Annotated in this window: 14 protein-coding genes; 4 read left to right on the forward strand and 10 right to left on the reverse strand. The window is 58.5% G+C overall.

All coding sequences use genetic code 11. The annotated features are described in order from the left end of the window. The first annotated feature begins 146 nt into the window (after window positions 1-146). Window positions 147-2,570 carry an MMPL family transporter gene (locus tag G556_RS0103535; protein WP_036915879.1) on the forward strand — a complete coding sequence of 808 codons (2,424 nt, stop codon included), beginning with the start codon at window positions 147-149 and terminating at the stop codon, window positions 2,568-2,570. Between the two features lie 35 nt (window positions 2,571-2,605). On the opposite strand, the gene G556_RS0103540 is transcribed toward G556_RS0103535, so the two are convergent. Continuing rightward, window positions 2,606-3,394, reverse strand: coding sequence for a DedA family protein (locus tag G556_RS0103540; RefSeq protein ID WP_051176659.1), 789 nt, complete (start codon window positions 3,392-3,394; stop codon window positions 2,606-2,608). Window positions 3,395-3,558: 164 nt separating this feature from the next. Here G556_RS0103540 and G556_RS0103545 point away from each other — a divergent pair, with 164 nt between their 5' ends. After that, on the forward strand, window positions 3,559-4,959 hold the full coding sequence (locus tag G556_RS0103545) for an L-serine ammonia-lyase (protein ID WP_028821784.1): 1,401 nt from the start codon (window positions 3,559-3,561) through the stop codon (window positions 4,957-4,959). Window positions 4,960-5,189: 230 nt separating this feature from the next. Here G556_RS0103545 and G556_RS0103550 read toward each other — a convergent pair whose 3' ends face one another. The 9 genes from G556_RS0103550 to G556_RS0103590 all read right to left on the reverse strand — a co-directional run bounded on the left by G556_RS0103550 (window position 5,190) and on the right by G556_RS0103590 (window position 14,449). Further along, window positions 5,190-5,555, reverse strand: a complete 366-nt coding sequence (locus G556_RS0103550; protein WP_016455218.1) for a biotin/lipoyl-containing protein — start codon at window positions 5,553-5,555, stop codon at window positions 5,190-5,192. A gap of 21 nt (window positions 5,556-5,576) precedes the next feature. Further along, window positions 5,577-5,801: a hypothetical protein gene (locus G556_RS0103555; protein ID WP_016455217.1), complete on the reverse strand. Its 225-nt coding sequence runs from the start codon at window positions 5,799-5,801 to the stop codon at window positions 5,577-5,579. Window positions 5,802-5,809: 8 nt separating this feature from the next. Then, a complete protein-coding gene (locus G556_RS0103560) occupies window positions 5,810-7,366 on the reverse strand; it encodes an acyl-CoA carboxylase subunit beta (protein WP_016455216.1) in 1,557 nt (518 codons plus the stop codon). Between the two features lie 12 nt (window positions 7,367-7,378). Then, a complete protein-coding gene (locus G556_RS0103565) occupies window positions 7,379-8,890 on the reverse strand; it encodes a methylmalonyl-CoA carboxytransferase subunit 5S (RefSeq protein WP_028821785.1) in 1,512 nt (503 codons plus the stop codon). A 237-nt stretch (window positions 8,891-9,127) separates the two neighbouring features. After that, complete coding sequence (locus G556_RS0103570; RefSeq protein WP_016455214.1) at window positions 9,128-9,568, reverse strand: RpiB/LacA/LacB family sugar-phosphate isomerase; 441 nt, start codon at window positions 9,566-9,568, stop codon at window positions 9,128-9,130. A gap of 17 nt (window positions 9,569-9,585) precedes the next feature. Next, entirely contained in the window at window positions 9,586-10,956 is a 1,371-nt protein-coding gene (locus G556_RS0103575) for a sn-glycerol-1-phosphate dehydrogenase (protein WP_028821786.1), read from the reverse strand. A 7-nt stretch (window positions 10,957-10,963) separates the two neighbouring features. After that, window positions 10,964-12,526 (reverse strand): FGGY-family carbohydrate kinase, encoded by a 1,563-nt coding sequence (locus G556_RS0103580; RefSeq protein ID WP_028821787.1) that lies wholly within the window; start codon window positions 12,524-12,526, stop codon window positions 10,964-10,966. A 44-nt stretch (window positions 12,527-12,570) separates the two neighbouring features. Next, window positions 12,571-13,431 (reverse strand): HAD-IIA family hydrolase, encoded by an 861-nt coding sequence (locus tag G556_RS0103585; RefSeq protein WP_028821788.1) that lies wholly within the window; start codon window positions 13,429-13,431, stop codon window positions 12,571-12,573. A gap of 37 nt (window positions 13,432-13,468) precedes the next feature. Further along, window positions 13,469-14,449, reverse strand: a complete 981-nt coding sequence (locus G556_RS0103590; RefSeq protein ID WP_028821789.1) for a DUF7973 family transport facilitator — start codon at window positions 14,447-14,449, stop codon at window positions 13,469-13,471. A 786-nt stretch (window positions 14,450-15,235) separates the two neighbouring features. On the opposite strand from G556_RS0103590, the gene G556_RS10100 reads away from it, so the two are divergent. Together G556_RS10100 and ilvD are read left to right on the forward strand one after the other, a co-directional pair. After that, on the forward strand, window positions 15,236-15,886 hold the full coding sequence (locus G556_RS10100; protein WP_036915883.1) for a DNA-3-methyladenine glycosylase I: 651 nt from the start codon (window positions 15,236-15,238) through the stop codon (window positions 15,884-15,886). Between the two features lie 85 nt (window positions 15,887-15,971). Next, on the forward strand, window positions 15,972-17,816 hold the full coding sequence (gene ilvD, locus G556_RS0103600) for a dihydroxy-acid dehydratase (RefSeq protein WP_028821790.1): 1,845 nt from the start codon (window positions 15,972-15,974) through the stop codon (window positions 17,814-17,816). Window positions 17,817-17,845 lie beyond the last annotated feature (29 nt).

Raw genomic sequence — 17,845 nt, forward strand, 5'->3', positions numbered from 1 at the left:
TGTCGTCAGATCAAGATGACTTGCGGCAGCGCGTCTGTCCAACCCCACTTTCAAAAGATGGCAGGGTACGACCATCAGAAATTGTCAGTGTCCCCGAGTAGCATCTAATAAGTAAGCAATGCCGCACTCAGATAGAGGTTGTTGAGATGTTCAATTGGCTGGGAAGAAGCGTAATCCGCCGCCCGATAACGGTCATAGTGTCTTGGCTGCTGCTGGCCGTGCTCGGCCTGCTTGGCACCTTCTGGGGCTTTGGCCAAGGCGGCCTTTTCGACCGCATGGCAACCACCCAGGTGCTGACTCCCGGCTCCGAGTCTGAGAAAGTCAATCACCTAATTTCGGGCGAAGACAGCCAACAGGCAATCACTTACGTCATAAGTGGGATAGACCTCAAAAATGATCTCCCTGGCCTCGTCGAAGTCATGGCTACCCAACGCGAAAAGATTGCCGACATCAACGGCGTGGCGGAGGTGAAGGATCCCCTAGTCGTTCCAGAGAAACCCGCTCAGCCTCAAACACCGCAACTACCTGCGGGTGTTGACCCAAGTCAGCTAGACTCGTCCCAGTTGCCAGCCGGCGTCGATCCTTCCCAGCTGCCTGCCGGCGTCGACCCGAGCCAGTTGGATCCGTCGCAGCTTCCCGAGGGCACGGTCATACCCGGCATGCCAGACCTGCACTCCCCTGAGAACCAAGCCCTGCTCAGCAAAAAGGGCGACGGTTTCGTCGTCGCAATCACACTTGAGAAAGGCCTCAGCGACGACGCGACCGTGAAGGCCGATTCGCAAGTGATCTCGTACAGCGACGACCTGCAGTCGGCGCTCCAAGAAAAGTCTCCTGAAGCAAAAGTCCAGGTAGTCGCGCAGAGCGAGATCGAGTCCACGATCATGGGACAGGTCCAATCAGATCTGATTAAGGGAGAATCTATCGGCCTGCCTGTGGCGCTGATTCTGCTCGTCGTCATTTTCGGTGGCTTGGTAGCCGCGGGCCTGCCGCTCGTCGGGGCGCTAACAGCCATCGGCATCGGCATGGGCATCGTGTGGGCGCTGACGTTCAGCATGGACATCTCAAGCTTCATCCTGAATGTGGTTTCTTTGATCGGCCTGGCGCTGTCCATCGACTACGGCCTGCTGGTGGTCAGCCGGTACCGGGAAGAAATAGCCGAGGAACTCGAGAAGGCGGGATACCCCAGCGACGGCACCACCCTGCCGGAACGCTCGGTGGTTAACGACCTGGTCAAAAAGGCAACATTCACTACGATCAAGACCGCCGGACGCACAGTCTTCTTCTCCGCAATGACAATCGCCTTCTCAATCGCCGGCCTGTTGGTGTTCAGCTCCAACATTCTGCGGACCATCGGCATCAGCGGCATCGTCGTCACACTGTTCGCAGTTTTCACGGCGATCACCATGGTGCCGGCAATAATCGTTCTGCTCGGAAACCGCTTGGTGAGGCCGTCCATGGTTTCAAAGTTTCCTGGCATCAAACAGCTCATCAAGCTGTTCGGCGACAGCTCAAGCGACCACGGCGCGTTCAGCAAGCTGGCTGAGTTCGTTCACAAGTGGCCGATTCCTATCCTCATCATTGTCGTAGCAATTTTGAGCCTAATGGCCTCCCCCATCGGCGACCTGCGCATGCGCTCGTCGTTCATGGAATATCTGCCGGAGGATTCCGCCTCAAGGATTGCCTACCAAACCATGAACGATAACTACCCGGCCCTCGCCACGCCCGAAATCGAAGTGGTCGTTGAGGCAGCCCCCGAGGATCCGGCGGTTCAGACGGTCAGCGATCAGATCACCAATCGCTACCCCGAGGTTAGCTACATCGTGCCGTCCGCCATCAACGATTCCAACATGACGAAGCTGGCCGTGCACTTAGACGTCGACGACCCCGTCGGCGACCGCGTAGTTGACATCGTCAAGGACATGAGAAACACCGACTTCGAGGATCCCGTGTTAATTGGCGGTGGAGCAGCGATGCAGACGGACTTCGTCGACTCCCTGGGCGATCGAGCGCTATGGGCCGGCCTGATCGTCGTCGCTGCTGTAATGATCCTCCTGTTCCTGATGACGGGCTCCGTGATCGTGCCACTCAAGGCTCTGATCGTTAACTCGTTCTCGCTCGTCGCATCGCTTGGCGCAACCGTATGGATCTTCCACGGCGGGCACTTCGGAATGCCACAAGTCAATGGTCTAGAGACGTATATCGTGGCGGTGATGATCGCATTCGGCTTCGGCCTCGCGATGGACTATGAAGTGTTCCTGATTGCCCGGATCAAGGAGTACTGGGACGCCGGCTACGACAACGACACGGCGGTGGAACGCGGCCTGCAGCGCTCCGGGCGAATAATCACGTCCGCTGCAGCCATCATCGTCGCTGTATTCCTCGGCTTCGTCGCGGGCGACATGTTGGCCATCAAACAGATCGGCGTCGCGCTGGCCATCACGGTCATCGCTGACGCCACGCTGGTGCGGCTGCTGCTGGTGCCAGCCACCATGACCATCATAGGCAAGTGGAACTGGTGGGCACCGAAACCGTTGCGCAAGCTGCACGAAAAGTTCCACATCGACCACTAATAGTTGCAGAAGCAAACCGCCTGGGCGCGCAGCGTTTAGGCGGTTTGCTTTGCCTTCTTAGAACCGCGTCGAAAGGCCAAGAATACGATGCCTACCACCAGTGCGATAGCGACGTAGTTAGCCAATTTGCCGTACCACTTCAGGACGGCTACAGCCGGTTCGCCAACCAGTAGACCGAAACCGAAGTATGCCAATAGCCAAATCCCAGCTGCGAAAAAGTCGAGGATCATGAACTTCTTCCAGTTCATTCCGCTGGCGCCGGCAAGCACAAAAACCACCGGCATGATTGGCAGCGGAATGGGCACGTATGCGACGAACATGCCGAGCCATCCCAGCTTTTGGGCCCAGCGCTCGGCGCGCGCGTAGTTTTTTCGTGAGCGTTCGGACTGCCCGGCCCAAACCTCGATCATGCCCCGCCCCCAAAGCTTGCCTGCCCACCAGTAGACCCAGTCGAGCTTGATGGACATCAGTGTGCCGAGCAGGATAGGCCAGACCCAGGGCTGGCTGCCGCCAGTGCTTACGACGGAACCGAGAGCGGCCGTGCCGGAGCGGCTACCCATCAAGGCCACCAGCCAAGGCAACCTATCCGGTGACCCGAGCAGCCATGCCCGCAACGGCAGCATGCAAAGCGAAAAAATACCCAGAAAGGCAATCCAACCCATGCAAGCCCAGTCAGACCTGGACGGCTTATGACGCCAAGGCAGCGACGGGTCGTCCCACCATTCGCGTTCTGGTTCGGCACCCTCTACGTTTTCTGTCGAGGTTGCCTCGCGCTGTTCAGTGACGGCATCGTCAACCCGGATTTCGAAAGCCTCACGAGTTATCTCATCGGAGTCCTCCGGGGCTTGGTACTCGATAGCCTTGTCGGCGGCACGCTTGGGTTTTTCTTCACTCACGCGCAAAACTCTACCCAGAGCAGTCGTGCCCACCCAATAAGCCCACAATCGAAGAGTGGAAATAACTTGACCTGTAAGCGCACAATTGCCTCATGGCCATCAGCGTTTTCGATATGTTCAAGGTCGGCATCGGGCCCTCCAGTTCTCACACGGTTGGGCCGATGGTCGCGGCGACGAGGTTCATCGACGGGCTCGTTGATCTAGGGCTATTTGCCTCAGTTAAGGCAGTAAGTGTGCAGCTTCGCGGGTCGCTTAGCGCAACCGGAAAAGGCCACGGTACCGACGCCGCAGTGCTTGCCGGCCTGGGCGGCGGCTGGCCAGAAACGGTTGACCCAACATGGGTGACGGGCATCGTCGCACAGACTAAGGAAAGTAAGACTCTGGTTTTGGCAAACACCTCCGGAAGCGTGTCTAAGACTATCCCCTTCGACTACGACGGAGACCTCGAATTCGCCTCTTACAACTGCCAAATCCGCGACCCACACCCAAACGCGATGACGCTTTGGGCGTTCGATGAGACCGGAACCGAGCTAGCGCGCAAAAATTTCTATTCGATCGGTGGTGGATTCATCGCAACCGACGAAACCGTCGACAAAAAGACGGCGACCGCAACCGTCGCAGCGAAGATCCCCTACCCGTTCCGAACGGCGTCCGAGCTGCTGGGGCATTGTTCGGCTACGCAGCTTTCCATCGCCCAGCTCGTTTTGGCTAATGAGGCCGCGATCGGACGCGACGAAGCCGAGGTTACGCGCAGGATGCACCGAATCTGGGACGTCATGCACTCGGCTATAGAGAGGGGCTGCAGCACGGAAGGAGTGCTTCCCGGCGGGCTAAAGGTTCGCAGACGCGCTCCCTTGCTAGCTAAGGATCTGCAATCTGAGGAGGCTGATCCGCTATCGGTGATGGATCGAGTGTCTGTGTGGGCGATTGCGGTCAACGAGGAGAACGCTGCAGGCGGCCGGGTGGTGACGGCACCAACCAATGGAGCAGCCGGAATCATCCCTGCGGTGCTGAACTACTCCCGCCAAGCTAAGGCTGTCTTGAGCGTCTGCGACGACCCGATCCGCGATTTCCTGCTCACCGCCGGCGCCATCGGCACCATCTACCAGCAAACCGCGTCCATTTCCGGCGCCGAGGTCGGCTGCCAGGGCGAGGTGGGCGTCGCTAGTTCAATGGCTGCTGCGGGGCTTGCCCAGGTAAGGGGTGGCAGCCCAGAACAGGTCTGCAACGCCGCGGAGATCGGCCTGGAACATCACCTCGGCCTAACTTGCGACCCTGTTGGCGGACTCGTCCAGGTGCCCTGCATCGAGCGCAACGCCGTGGGCGCGGTCACGGCGATCACCGCAGCCCGTCTCGCCTTGGCTGGCGACGGGCGTCAGCTGGTCAGCCTCGATCAGGTGATGGAGACGATGATGGCGACCGGCTCCGACATGATGAGCAAATACAAGGAGACGTCGACGGGCGGCCTGGCCGTAAGCCTTGCCGAGTGCTAAACCAAATCGCCCACAAACACCACCAAGATCAGCAGAAACCAAAAAGCTCGTAGTCGAATGTTTTGGTTCTCACTAATTGAAAAATAAATAGTAGGAACCGAAAAGTTCGACTACGAGCTTTTCCGTTCCAGTTGTCCCCAACAGGTTCCGCACATGATACAAACTGCGAAACCACAAAATTTAGGGCACCGGGACGAATCCCGATGCCCTAAACCTTATTGTCTAATCGATCACTCGATGGTCAGCAGCGGCTGTCCACCCTGGACGGCCTGGCGTACCTCGGCGAGAAGCTTGGTGACAGTGCCAGCCTTGGGGGCTGCGATCTCGGTCTCCATCTTCATAGCCTCGAGCACGACCACAACCTGGCCGGCCTCGACCTTGTCACCCTCGGCAACCTCGAAACGGGCAACCGAACCGGCCAGCGGAGCGGTTACGTCGTTCGGGCCAGCGCCGCCAGCGGCGGCAGCTGCGGGAGCGGCAGCCGCCGGAGCGGCACCGCCACCGATCACGATCGGGCCCGGAACCGGACGAACTTCCGGCTCCTGCTCTACGTCGACGACATATTCGTTGCCGTTAACGGTCATCTTGAGACGCATAATTTTCCTCTTTCAAATCTCTTATGCCGACGCCAGCGAATTAGTGCCGGAACGGCCAGCGAACTGGATGGCCTTCACCTTGCCCTTGATGCCCAGGAAGGCTGCGGCGGAAGCCGCGATGACCGCTAGGTCCTCCTCCGGGATCGGCTGTGCAGCCTTGGAATCGGCGAGCTCAGTCTCAAGAGAGGCGATCTTTTCTTGCATTTGCTTTACGAGCTCGAGAAGCTCGTCATCTTTTTTGCTCATCAGCACTCCTATACCGGCATGATGCCGTGCTTCTTCTCGGGGCGCTGAATCCTCTTCTTAGCAAGAAGTTCGAGCGCGACGAGAATCTCACGACGGGTGTCAGCCGGATCGATGATGTCGTCCACGTAACCGTGTGCTGCGGAGGCAAACGGAGTCGCGAACTCGTCGCGGTACGCCTGCACTACCTCTGCACGCTTGGCCTCCGGATCTTCGGCAGCGGCGATTTCCTTGCGGAAAACAACCGCGGCAGCGCCGTCGGCACCCATAACCGCTATCTCGGCGCTCGGCCAAGCGAACACGCGGTCGGCACCAAGTTCCTTCGAGCACATGGCCAGGTAGGAACCGCCGTACGCCTTGCGCAGGACGATGGTGATCTTCGGGACGGTTGCCTCGGAGTACGCGTACAGCATCTTCGCCCCGTGGCGAATAATGCCGCCGTGCTCCTGAGCGACACCAGGCAGGAAGCCAGGAACATCGACCAGGTTGACGATCGGGATGTTGAACGCGTTGCAGATGTTGATAAAGCGAGCGCCCTTGTCGGAGGCGTTGATGTCGAGAACACCCGACATCACCTTCGGCTGGTTGCAGATGAAGCCAACGGAGCGGCCACCGACACGGCCGAAACCGGTGACGATGTTGCCCGCGTAGCCGGCCTTCACCTCGAGGAAGTCGCCGTGGTCAACGATCTTAGAGATGACGTCACGAACGTCGTAGCCCTTGTTGCCCTCGACGGGAACGATATCGCGCAGCGACTCGTCCGGGTCAGCCGAGTAATCGGGGTTGACGATCGGGGCCTCTTCACGGTTGTTGCTGGGCAGGAAGCTCAGAATCTTCTGGGCAACCAGCAACGCCTGCTCGTCGGTGTCCACAACGAAGTCGTTAACACCAGAAACCTGCTGGTGGGCGTCAGCGCCACCGAGCGCGTCTTGGGTAACTTCCTCGCCGGTGACCTGCTTGATCACACCAGGGCCCGTAATGAACATGTGTGCCTTACGGGTCTGAATGATGAAGTCGGTCAGTGCCGGGCTGTAGACCGCACCACCGGCACACGGGCCGGCGATGATCGAGATCTGCGGGACAACCCCTGACAGCTTGACGTTGGCGTAGAACACCTTGCCGTAGCCGGACAGCGAGTCGATGCCCTCCTGAACACGAGCGCCACCCGAGTCGTTAATGAAGACGAACGGGGCGCCAGCCTCCAGAGCGTTCTCCATGGTCTCGGTAACCTTGATGTTGTGCGTCTCGCCAGCGGAACCACCAACGACGGTGAAGTCCTGGCTAGCCAGGAACACCGGACGGCCCATCAGCGAGCCGGCGCCGGTTACGACACCGTCAGCAGGCATATCTGCCTTATCCATGCCGAAAGCCGTGGTGCGGTTACGACGGAACGCGCCGGTCTCGGTGAACGAGCCCGGATCGACGAACTGGTCGATGCGTTCGCGAGCCGTCAGTTTGCCCTTGGCGTGCTGCTTCTCAATGCGCTTTTCGCCGCCGCCCGCCTGCACGGTTGCACGTGCTTCGGTGAGCTCGTCGATGCGCTGCTCCATGCTTTTTTCTTTAGCCATTTACTTCGCCTCTTACGCGGGCTCGACGGAAACAGTGTGCTCGTTGCCGCCTACCTTGACGTTGTAGGTGACAGGACCGGATAGTGCGTTCGCCTGGCCTTCCTGGGCGGCCTTCAGCGCAGCCTCAGAGAGAGCAACCGACTTGGGGCCCTCGTCGCGGTGCTCGAAGAAGGTCGGTGCAACGCCCGGGAACATGGCGTAGGTGAGGACGTCTTCCTCGGTGCCGTTGTAGCCCTCGAGCTTGCTAGCCTCCTCGACCTGCTTTTCCCATTCGGGCTCCAGCAGATCGGCCGGACGGCAGGTGATCGGCTCTTTCTTGTTAACTTCCTGAGCCTTCTTGGCCAGTTCCTCGTTACGCGGAGCGGGAGACTCGCCGTAGTAGCCGAGCATCAGGTCGGCGAACTCTGCGGTCATGTTCTTGTATTCGCCCATCAGGACGTTGAACACGGCCTGGGTACCAACGATCTGGGAGGAAGGGGTAACCAGCGGCGGGTAGCCAGCGTCCTTGCGGACAACCGGAACCATTTCCATAACCTCGTCGAGGCGGTCCTCGGCACCCTGAGCGCGCAGCTGCGACTCCATGTTGGAGAGCATGCCGCCAGGAATCTGGGAGCTGAAGATGTTGGTGTTAACCAGCGTCTTGGACTCGAAGTTCTGGTACTTGGGACGAACCTTCTTGAAGTGGTCGCGGACCTTCTTGACGCGGTCGATGTCGACGTCGGTCTCGTAACCGGTACCCTCTAGCATCTCGACGACGGACTCGGTCGGGTTGTGGCCCGGACCAAGCGACATCGAGCTAACTGCTGCGTCGACGACGTCAGCGCCGGCCTCGATGGCCTTCATCAGCGAAACCTGGGTAACGCCGGTGGTGGAGTGGCAGTGGACGTTGATCTGAACGTCCTCGCCGTAAGTGTCCTTGATGCCCTTGACGATGTCGTATGCCGGCTGCGGCTTCAGCAGTGCGGCCATGTCCTTCAGGCAGATTGAGTCTGCACCCATGTCGAGCAGGCGGCCTGCCAGCTTGACGTAGTTCTCAACGGTGTGAACCGGGGAGACGGTGTAGCAGATGGTGCCTTGAGCGTGCTTGCCGGACTTTTTGACGGCCTTCATAGCGTGCTCAAGGTTGCGGGGGTCGTTCAGTGCGTCGAAGACACGGAAAACGTCCATGCCGTTTTCGGCGGCTTTTTCGACGAAGCGGTCAACAACTTCATCGTTGTAGTGACGGTAGCCTAGCAGGTTCTGGCCACGAAGCAGCATCTGGAGACGGGTGTTCGGCAGCAGCTTGCGGAAAGTGCGCAGGCGCTCCCACGGATCCTCGTTGAGGAAGCGAATGCAGGAGTCGAAGGTTGCTCCGCCCCAGCACTCTGCCGACCAGTAGCCGGCTGCGTCGATGTCGGCGCAAGCGTCGACCATGTCTTCCATTGCCATTCGGGTAGCCATCAGGCTCTGATGGGCGTCGCGAAGCGCGAGCTCGGTGATTCCCACCTTGCGCGGCGCTGCGATCTCAATTTCTCGGTAGCTCATGTCTCCAATCATCTCACGACTTACTCGCAAAAGTGCGACTGGGGGCTGATGTAAAACGGTTCTGCGGCATTAATGCAAGTTATTTCACCTTCGCCGTCAGATTCTGCCTTACCAGCTGATTAACGCGTTCAGATTGTGAGAAAACATGCATCTTTTTGGGTAAATATTTTCTCGATAACGAGCAACTGCCCCGACGCCTGGTGTGGCTTCGGGGCAGTCTCCAAAAAGGGTTACTACTTAGTTGTTCTTGCCTTCGTAGGAGCAGATGGCAGCAACCTTCTCGCCGGAGCGCGAGTTCGGGTCGAACTCGTACTTGAGGTATTCCTCGAGGAACATCTCAGCGGACTTGATGCCGACAACCTGCTCGCCGATGGCGATCATGTTGGCGTTGTTGCTCAGCACGGCGCGCTGGGCCTGGTAGATGTCGGTGACGCAGGCGCAGTAGGCACCCTTGACCTTGTTCGCGGCGATCGAAACGCCGATGCCGGTACCGCAAACGACGATGCCACGGTCGTACTCGCCTGCTGCGACGGCCTCGGCAACGTCAACTGCAACGTTTGCGTAGATCGGGTCGTCGGAGCCGAAGTCCTTGGTCTCGTGGCCGAGCTCTTCAGCCTTGGCGATCAGGGCCTTCTTGAGGGCCGTTGCGTTCGGGTCGCATCCAAATGCAATCTTCATAATTCTTACCTAACTGTCTAGTTGTTTTCGGGATGACGGTGTTTGCCCCAGAAGCCTTCTGGGCTGAACAGCTTGTCTACAACCTCTTCGGTCTTATTCAGGTCTACCAAGAGGTCTAGAATCGTGTACCTGTTGCGGATGTTCTGAGCCTTGAAGTGGGTTTCGCGGAAGCGGTCCCAATCAATCTTGATCATCTCCGGGTGGTACGGTGCACCGGCAGTCTTGAGCATCTCTTGGATCTCGTCCGGTGTGTAGAGCTGCTTTTTAGCCTTCTCGCGAAGCTCCGGCCAGACTTCCTTGATCTTGGTCAGCCGCTCGCGCAGTGCGTCGCCCTCGAGGTGCTTGACCAGGGTGTTCTCAACGGCTGCGTCGACAATCCGATCGATGTGCCTCGAGCGGACGCGCTTTTCGACCTCCGCGGCACTAGGAGTGGCTGCGACGATGGCCTCGATATCGAGGTTATCGACGTCGATCTTGAGGGCCTCTTCCCAAATTGCGCAGGAAGCGACAGTGCCAACACCAACCTTCATGCCGTGAGACAGCGGCGGATCCCAGTCGGTGCCGTGACCCTCCATCTCCCACACGTGGCTGAACTGGTGCCCAGCGCCAGATGCCGGACGCGACGAGTTCGCGGCCTGCATAGCAAAGCCAGAGATGATGTTGGCCTCGGCCAGCTTCTCGATGGCCTCCGGATCGCGGTTTGTGCAACCGGCAGGGTCAGACAGCGAATCGCGAAGCGTCGACTGAGCCAGGCTCCACACGTAGTCGTCGATCGGCTCGACGCCAAGCGCATCCGCCAGAATCCAGTCTGCACCTGCCGGGATCTTCTCGATCAGGTCGCCATAACCGGTTTCGATCAAGCGCATCGGAGAGGCAACCATGGTGTCCAGGTCGGCGACCAGCGCGGCCGGGGCCGGGCAGCTGTGCGTCGACTTGAAACCATCCTCGGAGATGGACGCACCAAAGGCGGCGAAACCATCCACCGACGGAGCGGTGCAGACGTTCATGTACTCGCGGTTCAGCTCGCTGCTGGCCAGCTTGGCCAGGTCGTTCAGCGTGCCGGAAGCCAAGGAGCAGCAGACGACATCGTCGCCCATCGGACGCAGGATCTCGCGCAGCTTCTCCACATTCTCGTAGCCGGCGTAGAGAGTCGGCTTTCCGGGGAAGATGTACGGATCTGCAGCGAACTCGACGCCGGCCTCCTTGAGGGAGGCCACTACCTCGTCACCGCAGGCGCCGAAGGTGTTCTCGTCTGCTACGACGATAACCTTCTTGCCGGGGAAGTTCTTCTTGAACAGTTCACCGGTCTTCTTGTTGGCGCCCTTGCCGAAGGCTATGTCCCGGGTCTGCGTCGCCGTGCTCAGGGCCTTATCAATTAGTTCAGACATGTTTTCCTTACGAAATGTGGTCAACAGTCTTGTGGGTCAGCTCTGCCATCTGCGGCCAAGCGTTCATGTACTGATCAACGAAGAACTTGTACTGCTCGTGACGTTCCATGTTGGGCTCGATCACGTCGGACTCGTGCACCATGTAGCGGGCAGCGTCCGGCAGCGACTCGTAGAGGCCAACGCCGACAGCTGCCAGCATGCAGGAGCCGAGAACCACAGCGTCGCCAACCTTGGTCAGGGTGACAGGCTTGCCGGTAACGTCGGCGTACATCTGCATCCAAACCTTCGACTTGGTGGCGCCGCCACAGTAAACCAGCTTCTCGGGGTTGAAGCCGCCGGCCTCCATCACCTTCAGGTTGTGAGCGGTGCCGTAGCAGACACCTTCCATGATGGCGTGGTACATGTGGTCGGCAGTGTGCGACAGCGACAGACCCCAGATGACACCGCGTGCCTTAGAGTCGGTGTACGGGGTGCGGTTGCCCTGGAAGTCCTGGTTGACGATCAGGCCGTCGGAACCAGGGGCAATGTTTGCACAGTTCTTGTCGAGAACCTCGTAGACGTTCATGCCTAGACGCTCGGTGGTGGAAGCAATCTCGCGAGCGAAGTTGTCGCGGAACCACTTCAGCACGGAGCCGGACGAAACCAGCGAACCCTCAACGGTGTACTGGCCTTCCATGACGGCGTCGGTGTAGCCGCCCATGAAGCCCTTGCCGTAGATCTTGTCTTTACTCTGGCCGCTCATAACCTGCGAGGAGCCGGTGATAACTGCCAGCGAGCCCGGGTTTACCACGCCAAGGCCAATCTGGCCGTGCCAGGCGTCTCCGCCACCCTGGACGACGGGGATGCCAGGGGTCAAACCGAGGTCGCTAGCTGCCTTGACGGACAGGCCCTCGACGGGCTGACCCAGCGGCAGAACGTCCTCAGGAAGCTTTTCGAAGACGTCGCCACAACCAATTTGTTCGAAGAACTCAACCGGCCAACCGCCGAAGTCACGGTTGTAGTAACCACGGACTGCCGCAGTGTTCAGGTTCACAGTCCAGCGGCCGGTCAGCTTAAAGGTCAGCCAGTCCGGAGCGTCGACAATGCGGTATGCCTTCTTGTAGATTTCCGGCTCGTTTTCCTTCAGCCAGGCTGCCTTGAATGGGTACCACTCAGCAGTAACCGGCATGGTGTCACCACCGTTATACAGCTTCGCCCAGCTCTCGGCCTCGTCGCCTCGCTTGGCCTGCTTAATGGCTCGAACGTCCATCCACATAATGGCGTCGCGAAGGGCGTTCCCCTCCTTGTCGAGAGCAACGACGGTCATCGTGGTTGCGTCGTAGGAGATTCCCGCGATCTGACGAGCCGGGATACCGGTCTGGTCGAGGACGCGGCTAACGGAGGCCTTCAAGGCCTCCCACCAGTCAGTAGGAGACTGCTCTGCCTGACCAGGACGAGGGAAGTTCGTCTTGTATGGAGTGCCTGCGAAACCCAGCGGATTACCACGAAGGTCGAAAATCGCAGCGCGGCAAGATTCCGTACCGAAATCAACGCCTAGAAGGAAGGGACCTTCGTAACCAGGTAAAGCCATGATGCTTCATCCTTTCAAAAATGTTTTGCAAAACCTTGAAGTTTTTAGTTGTCCTCGGTCCAGCCGAGTTCTTCCCAGGCACTCTGGGGGATCAGCCTGTCTACGCGGTCCAGCAGGTAGGTGGGCTGATCTTTTTCGGGTAGGGCAACGGCTTCCTGCCATGTGGAGTCACCCGTTAGCGGCATCGCGGACACCATTCCGGCGCGCACGGCCATCTGAATGTCGGTGCCGAGCCTGTCGCCCACCATCACGCAGTGCTTCAGATCGACGTCAAGACCGACGAGGCACTCGTAGAGCATCTCGGGGTTCGGCTTACCGACGACGATCTGGCACTTGGTCTGTGTACACGCCTCGATAGCAGCAATGATCGAGGCGCAGTCGGGCTCACCCCGACCGCCCGGGAACGGGCAGTAGCGGTCGGGGTTCGTCGCCACAAGGATGGCCCGCTTGTGGAACCAGATTGCGTCGAAAGCGATCTGGAGCTTCCTGTAGTCGAAAGTGCGGTCGTAGGAGGCGACCACGATGTCGATTTCCTCGGGGTTGTCGCTCAACTTGATGCCAGCATCCTTGAAGGCATTGATGAGTGGCTCCTCCGCGATCGGGAACACGACTGCGTCGGGATGGTGTTCCTTCAGCCAGTTCGTCATAGTGACGACGGTGTTCGCGATCTCGGATATGTCAGTCGGTAGACCGAGGCGCTCGAGCTTTTCGAGGTACAGCTGCGGGTCCTTTGTTGGGTTGTTAGACAGATACCGGATCGGTATGTCACGCCTGCGCAACTCCTCAACCATGCGCGTCACTCCGGGGAGGAGGTGGTCACCGAGGTAGATGGTGCCATCCATGTCGAAGATGTAGGCATCGTAGAACTCGGTAGGGAACTTCAAAGGCGCCTGTTGCTGAGTCATTTTTCTCCTAGTGGCGTGTTTCTAACTTTTTATTTTGTTATGCGAGAGCCAGAACGCCCAGGCAGATCAGGGTGTTCATCGGCCAAATTGCGCTTGCCGGGGGGTCAATGTGGGTGTCGCCATTGGCGTAAACCAGACGCTGGGCAACTTCACCCAGGAACGCGGCAAGCATGCCAGCCACGACGCCGATGACCAGTGCGGCCCAAACGTTGTTACCAACAACCGGCAGGAACTTCACTGCTGCGAGAGCAGCCGTGATGGTCATGTGGTGAGTAACCGGGAACTTCGAGCCTAGAGGCAGGAAGAAGATGCACAGAGCGGAGATCGCGAACGGCAGAGCCTGAGCGTTAGCCATTACGTGGTCAGCGGCCTCACCCGGAACAGCCTGGTAAGCGTAGTGCGTCAAAGCCAGAGCAGCGCCAGCAGCCATCAGACCAGAGAAAGCGCCGAGGGTGAGGTACTGGCTCGGCTTCTCCTGCCAGCCCAACCAGCACTTCTTGTCGTCGAGCTTGCTAACCCAGTGGAATACAGGCTGCTTGGAGAAGAGCAGACGAGCAACAATGCCCGAAGTCATAACGGTCAGCGCTACCGAGTCAGTGTGAGTACCGAACCACGGGATGAAGGTAATCGCCTTCTGCAGCAGATAGCCGCAAACGCCAAACACGGCACCGACGAGAAGAACGTCGGGATGTCCGAGGCCGGCTAGTGGCTGGTTAACATCTCGTCCGTAGCCGGTGTCGGCTGTGAGGAATTTCTTCTTCGCCGCGTATGCAGATGCAGCGGCACCACCAGCGAATGCGACGTGGGGGCCGAACAGCGGGCCGAAGGCCAGGTAGTCGAAGCCCATGGTCGAGCCGGTTGCAAAAGTGATACCGAAGGCGAGAAGAATCATCACGCCGGTGAAGCCGAACGCGTTGTTACCGCCGATTGCTGCACCAAAGAAGCCACCAGCGATAGAGGCGATCAGCCCAAATACCGTGATGTTCTCCACGAATTGGACTACAAGATCTGGAGTCATTTTTCCACCTATTCCGAGGGCAGCCACCAACGTTGGCGACCGCGCTTTCAAGAATTTTTTGAGCACCTCAGTTTTTAGTGCTCAACTACTACATATTTAGTTGTCGCTAGCTGATCGGGGACATCGAGATGTTTTTCGACTTCTATGTCTGGTTACTGCCCTTAATAATCCGGGGTTTACGTTTCGCAACCCGAATTCCCAAAGCAAACTTGGTCTTTAACTCTTGATTGTCCGACTCGGTTTTCAACTAGGTAACAGGTGTTTGCTTCGCGGGCTCAGCCAACTTGCGTCGTCTTTGACCGCTTTACAGAACCTTCCATGGATCCATCAAGCAACACATGCAATGTTAAAATTAACATACCGGTTGATAAAAAGAACAAACATGAGCGATTCCGCGAGCTCTGTTTTCGTAGCCCACACCGAATCCCCTAGCCGGGGTCAGCGATTAACAAATGTGCACGCGCCGCCAGCAAGTGTTCGATCACGGCAACTTCGTCACCACCAGGCCTTTCGATAAATCGAACCCGTCAACTAATGCATGGAAGACTACACCGATTGAACCATTTCCCGCTCTTAGTAGCTCAAGATTTAACTGCTGACAAACCAGTTTTCTCCTGCCCTGCGGACCATCACAACAATCTAACCAAGCGAGCGGCTCGCGCTTTTTCTCATTCAGGGAAAATTTTCCCGCACGTTTGACTCAAGCAATAGTTCTACCTCTCCGATTAAAAACAAAAGCTGTGGATAACTTCTCGAGCAATCGAGTTTCGATGACACGATTGCCTCGTGAGCGAACAAATTAGACGACCAAACTGGGCAAACACGAACGCGCTGCTCAGCGACTATTACGACACGGAATGGGGCAATCCCATTTTCGACGAACGTGGCATTTATGAGCGAATTTGTCTGGAGTCTTTCCAGGCAGGCTTGTCTTGGCTGACCGTCCTAAAGAAGAGACCGGCGTTCAGAAAGCACTTCAATAACTTCAACCCGGAGATCGTCGCCGAATTCGGCGAGCCAGAAATTGCGCAGATGATGGCGGACCCAGAAATCATTCGCAACCGACCGAAAATCAACGCCGCAATAGCCAACGCGCAGGCAACCTTGGCCTTGCGCAAGAGCCAGCCGCTGCCCTACCTCGTCTGGTCTTTTCGCCCCGAAGAAACGAAGGCGCCCTCCACCAGCGAAGACGTTCCGACTCAAACGCCTGAATCCGTCGCACTCAGCAAACGATTGAAGAAGGAGGGATTTAAGTTCGTCGGACCGAGCACGGCATACGCGCTGATGCAGGCCATAGGCATGGTTGACGATCACCCGGCCGATTCGCCCAGGCGCGGAGCATCGGGCGTGTTCGATGAAAATGGCCGGGCGGTCGACGTCACAGAGAAGATCCGAATGGCCAATCCGGGCCTGCCCGAGGCCGCTTTATATAGGTAATCCTAACTAGTCACCAGGCGGACATCGCGGGGTGGGCCTGTGCCCGAAGGTTAGTCTGAAACGACAAGTTTCTTAGGAGGAATTGATGCCTAAACTGCGTTCGCAAACCACAATGGAGGGCCGTCTGATGGCAGGCGCCAGGGCTCTTTGGCGTGCCACCGGAATGACCGACGATGACTTTGGCAAGCCGATTATTGCGATCGCTAACTCCTTCACCCAGTTCGTACCTGGCCACGTCGGCCTACGCGACGTCGGCAAAATAGTGGCAGACGCGGTCGCAGAGGCCGGCGGTGTTGCGCGAGAGTTCAACACCATCGCCATCGACGACGGCATCGCAATGGGCCACGACGGCATGCTTTACTCGCTGCCCAGCCGCGAGATCATCGCAGACAGCGTCGAATACATGGTCAATGCGCACAAAGCGGATGCCCTGGTCTGCATCAGCAACTGTGACAAGATCACCCCCGGAATGCTGATTGCCGCGATGCGCCTGAACATTCCAACCATCTTCGTCTCTGGCGGCGCCATGGAGGCCGGCAAGCCGATGACCTATGACGACGGCTCTACCAACAAGGGCCTCGACCTCATCGACCCAATGATGGCATCGGTTAGCAACGATATTTCTGACGACGAAATCGCCCGCATGGAGAGGCTCGCTTGCCCCACCTGCGGTTCCTGCTCGGGCATGTTCACCGCCAACTCGATGAACTGTCTGACTGAGGCCCTCGGTCTCTCGCTGCCGGGCAATGGCACCACGCTGGCCACTCACGCTTGGCGCAAGGAACTGTTCATCGAAGCTGGTAAACGGATCGTTTCGATGTGCAAGCGCTACTACGACGAAGATGACGAATCGGTGCTGCCACGATCCATCGCCACCTTTGAGGATTTCACGAACGCCATGACCATGGACATCGCGATGGGCGGTTCGACGAACACGATTCTCCACCTGCTGGCCACTGCCCAGGAGGCCCGCGTCGACTTCACGCAGGACAACATCGACGAACTCAGCCTGCACGTCCCGTGCCTCTGCAAGGTTGCACCTAACTCCAAGCAATACTGGATCGAGGACGTCCACCGCGCAGGCGGCATTCCTGCGATCCTCGGCGAGCTAAACCGCGCAGGATTGCTGAAGAAGAACGTCCACTCCGTCCACCACGACAGCCTGCAGTCGTTCCTTGACGATTGGGACATTCGCGGCGGCAAGGCAATCGACGCCGCCAACAGGCTGTTCCACGCGGCGCCCGGTGGCGTCCGCACCACCGAGATGTTCTCCACCGAGAACACCTGGGAGACGCTGGACACCGACTCCGAAAACGGCTGCATCCGGTCCGTCGAGCACGCCTACACGAAGGATGGTGGCCTCGCAGTGCTGAAGGGCAACCTGGCTGTCGACGGCTGCGTCGTGAAGACCGCGGGCGTGCCAGGGCATCAGTGGGTGTTCTCTGGCCCGGCCAAGGTTACGGAGTCTCAAGAGGAAGCTGTTGACGCCATCCTCAACGGCCGTATCGAGGCCGGCGACGTCGTCGTCGTGCGCTACGAAGGTCCGAAGGGCGGCCCGGGTATGCAGGAGATGCTCTACCCCACCAGTTACCTGAAGGGCGTTGGGCTCGGCCCGAAGTGCGCGCTGATCACCGACGGACGATTCTCCGGCGGCTCCAGCGGCCTTTCGCTTGGCCACATCAGCCCGGAGGCCGCCTCGGGCGGTAACATTGGCCTTGTTCGCGACGGCGATATCATCACGATCAATATCCCCGATCGTTCGATCAACGTCGAGGTATCCGACGAGGAGCTCGCTAAGCGTCGAGCCGAACAGGACAAGATTGGCTGGAAGCCCGCCAAGCGCGACCGCGTCGTCAGCAATTCGCTGAAGGTATTCGCGCTGCTCGCCCAAAGCGCCGACAAGGGTGCGGCTCGTCGCCAGCTAGATTAAGCAAGAAACTTAGCGGGAACCGAAAACTT

Source organism: Propionimicrobium lymphophilum DSM 4903 (assembly GCF_000423485.1).
Classification (GTDB): domain Bacteria; phylum Actinomycetota; class Actinomycetes; order Propionibacteriales; family Propionibacteriaceae; genus Propionimicrobium; species Propionimicrobium lymphophilum.

Excerpts from the sequence above, each read along its gene's own strand:
- G556_RS0103535 (WP_036915879.1), top strand. The coding sequence starts at position 147 with ATGTTCAATTGGCTGGGAAGAAGCGTAATCCGCCGCCCGATAACGGTC.
- G556_RS0103545 (WP_028821784.1), top strand. The coding sequence starts at position 3,559 with ATGGCCATCAGCGTTTTCGATATGTTCAAGGTCGGCATCGGGCCCTCC.
- G556_RS0103550 (WP_016455218.1), bottom strand. The coding sequence starts at position 5,555 with ATGCGTCTCAAGATGACCGTTAACGGCAACGAATATGTCGTCGACGTA.
- G556_RS0103555 (WP_016455217.1), bottom strand. The coding sequence starts at position 5,801 with ATGAGCAAAAAAGATGACGAGCTTCTCGAGCTCGTAAAGCAAATGCAA.
- G556_RS0103560 (WP_016455216.1), bottom strand. The coding sequence starts at position 7,366 with ATGGCTAAAGAAAAAAGCATGGAGCAGCGCATCGACGAGCTCACCGAA.
- G556_RS0103565 (WP_028821785.1), bottom strand. The coding sequence starts at position 8,890 with ATGAGCTACCGAGAAATTGAGATCGCAGCGCCGCGCAAGGTGGGAATC.
- G556_RS0103570 (WP_016455214.1), bottom strand. The coding sequence starts at position 9,568 with ATGAAGATTGCATTTGGATGCGACCCGAACGCAACGGCCCTCAAGAAG.
- G556_RS0103575 (WP_028821786.1), bottom strand. The coding sequence starts at position 10,956 with ATGTCTGAACTAATTGATAAGGCCCTGAGCACGGCGACGCAGACCCGG.
- G556_RS0103580 (WP_028821787.1), bottom strand. The coding sequence starts at position 12,526 with ATGGCTTTACCTGGTTACGAAGGTCCCTTCCTTCTAGGCGTTGATTTC.
- G556_RS0103585 (WP_028821788.1), bottom strand. The coding sequence starts at position 13,431 with ATGACTCAGCAACAGGCGCCTTTGAAGTTCCCTACCGAGTTCTACGAT.
- G556_RS0103590 (WP_028821789.1), bottom strand. The coding sequence starts at position 14,449 with ATGACTCCAGATCTTGTAGTCCAATTCGTGGAGAACATCACGGTATTT.
- ilvD (WP_028821790.1), top strand. The coding sequence starts at position 15,972 with ATGCCTAAACTGCGTTCGCAAACCACAATGGAGGGCCGTCTGATGGCA.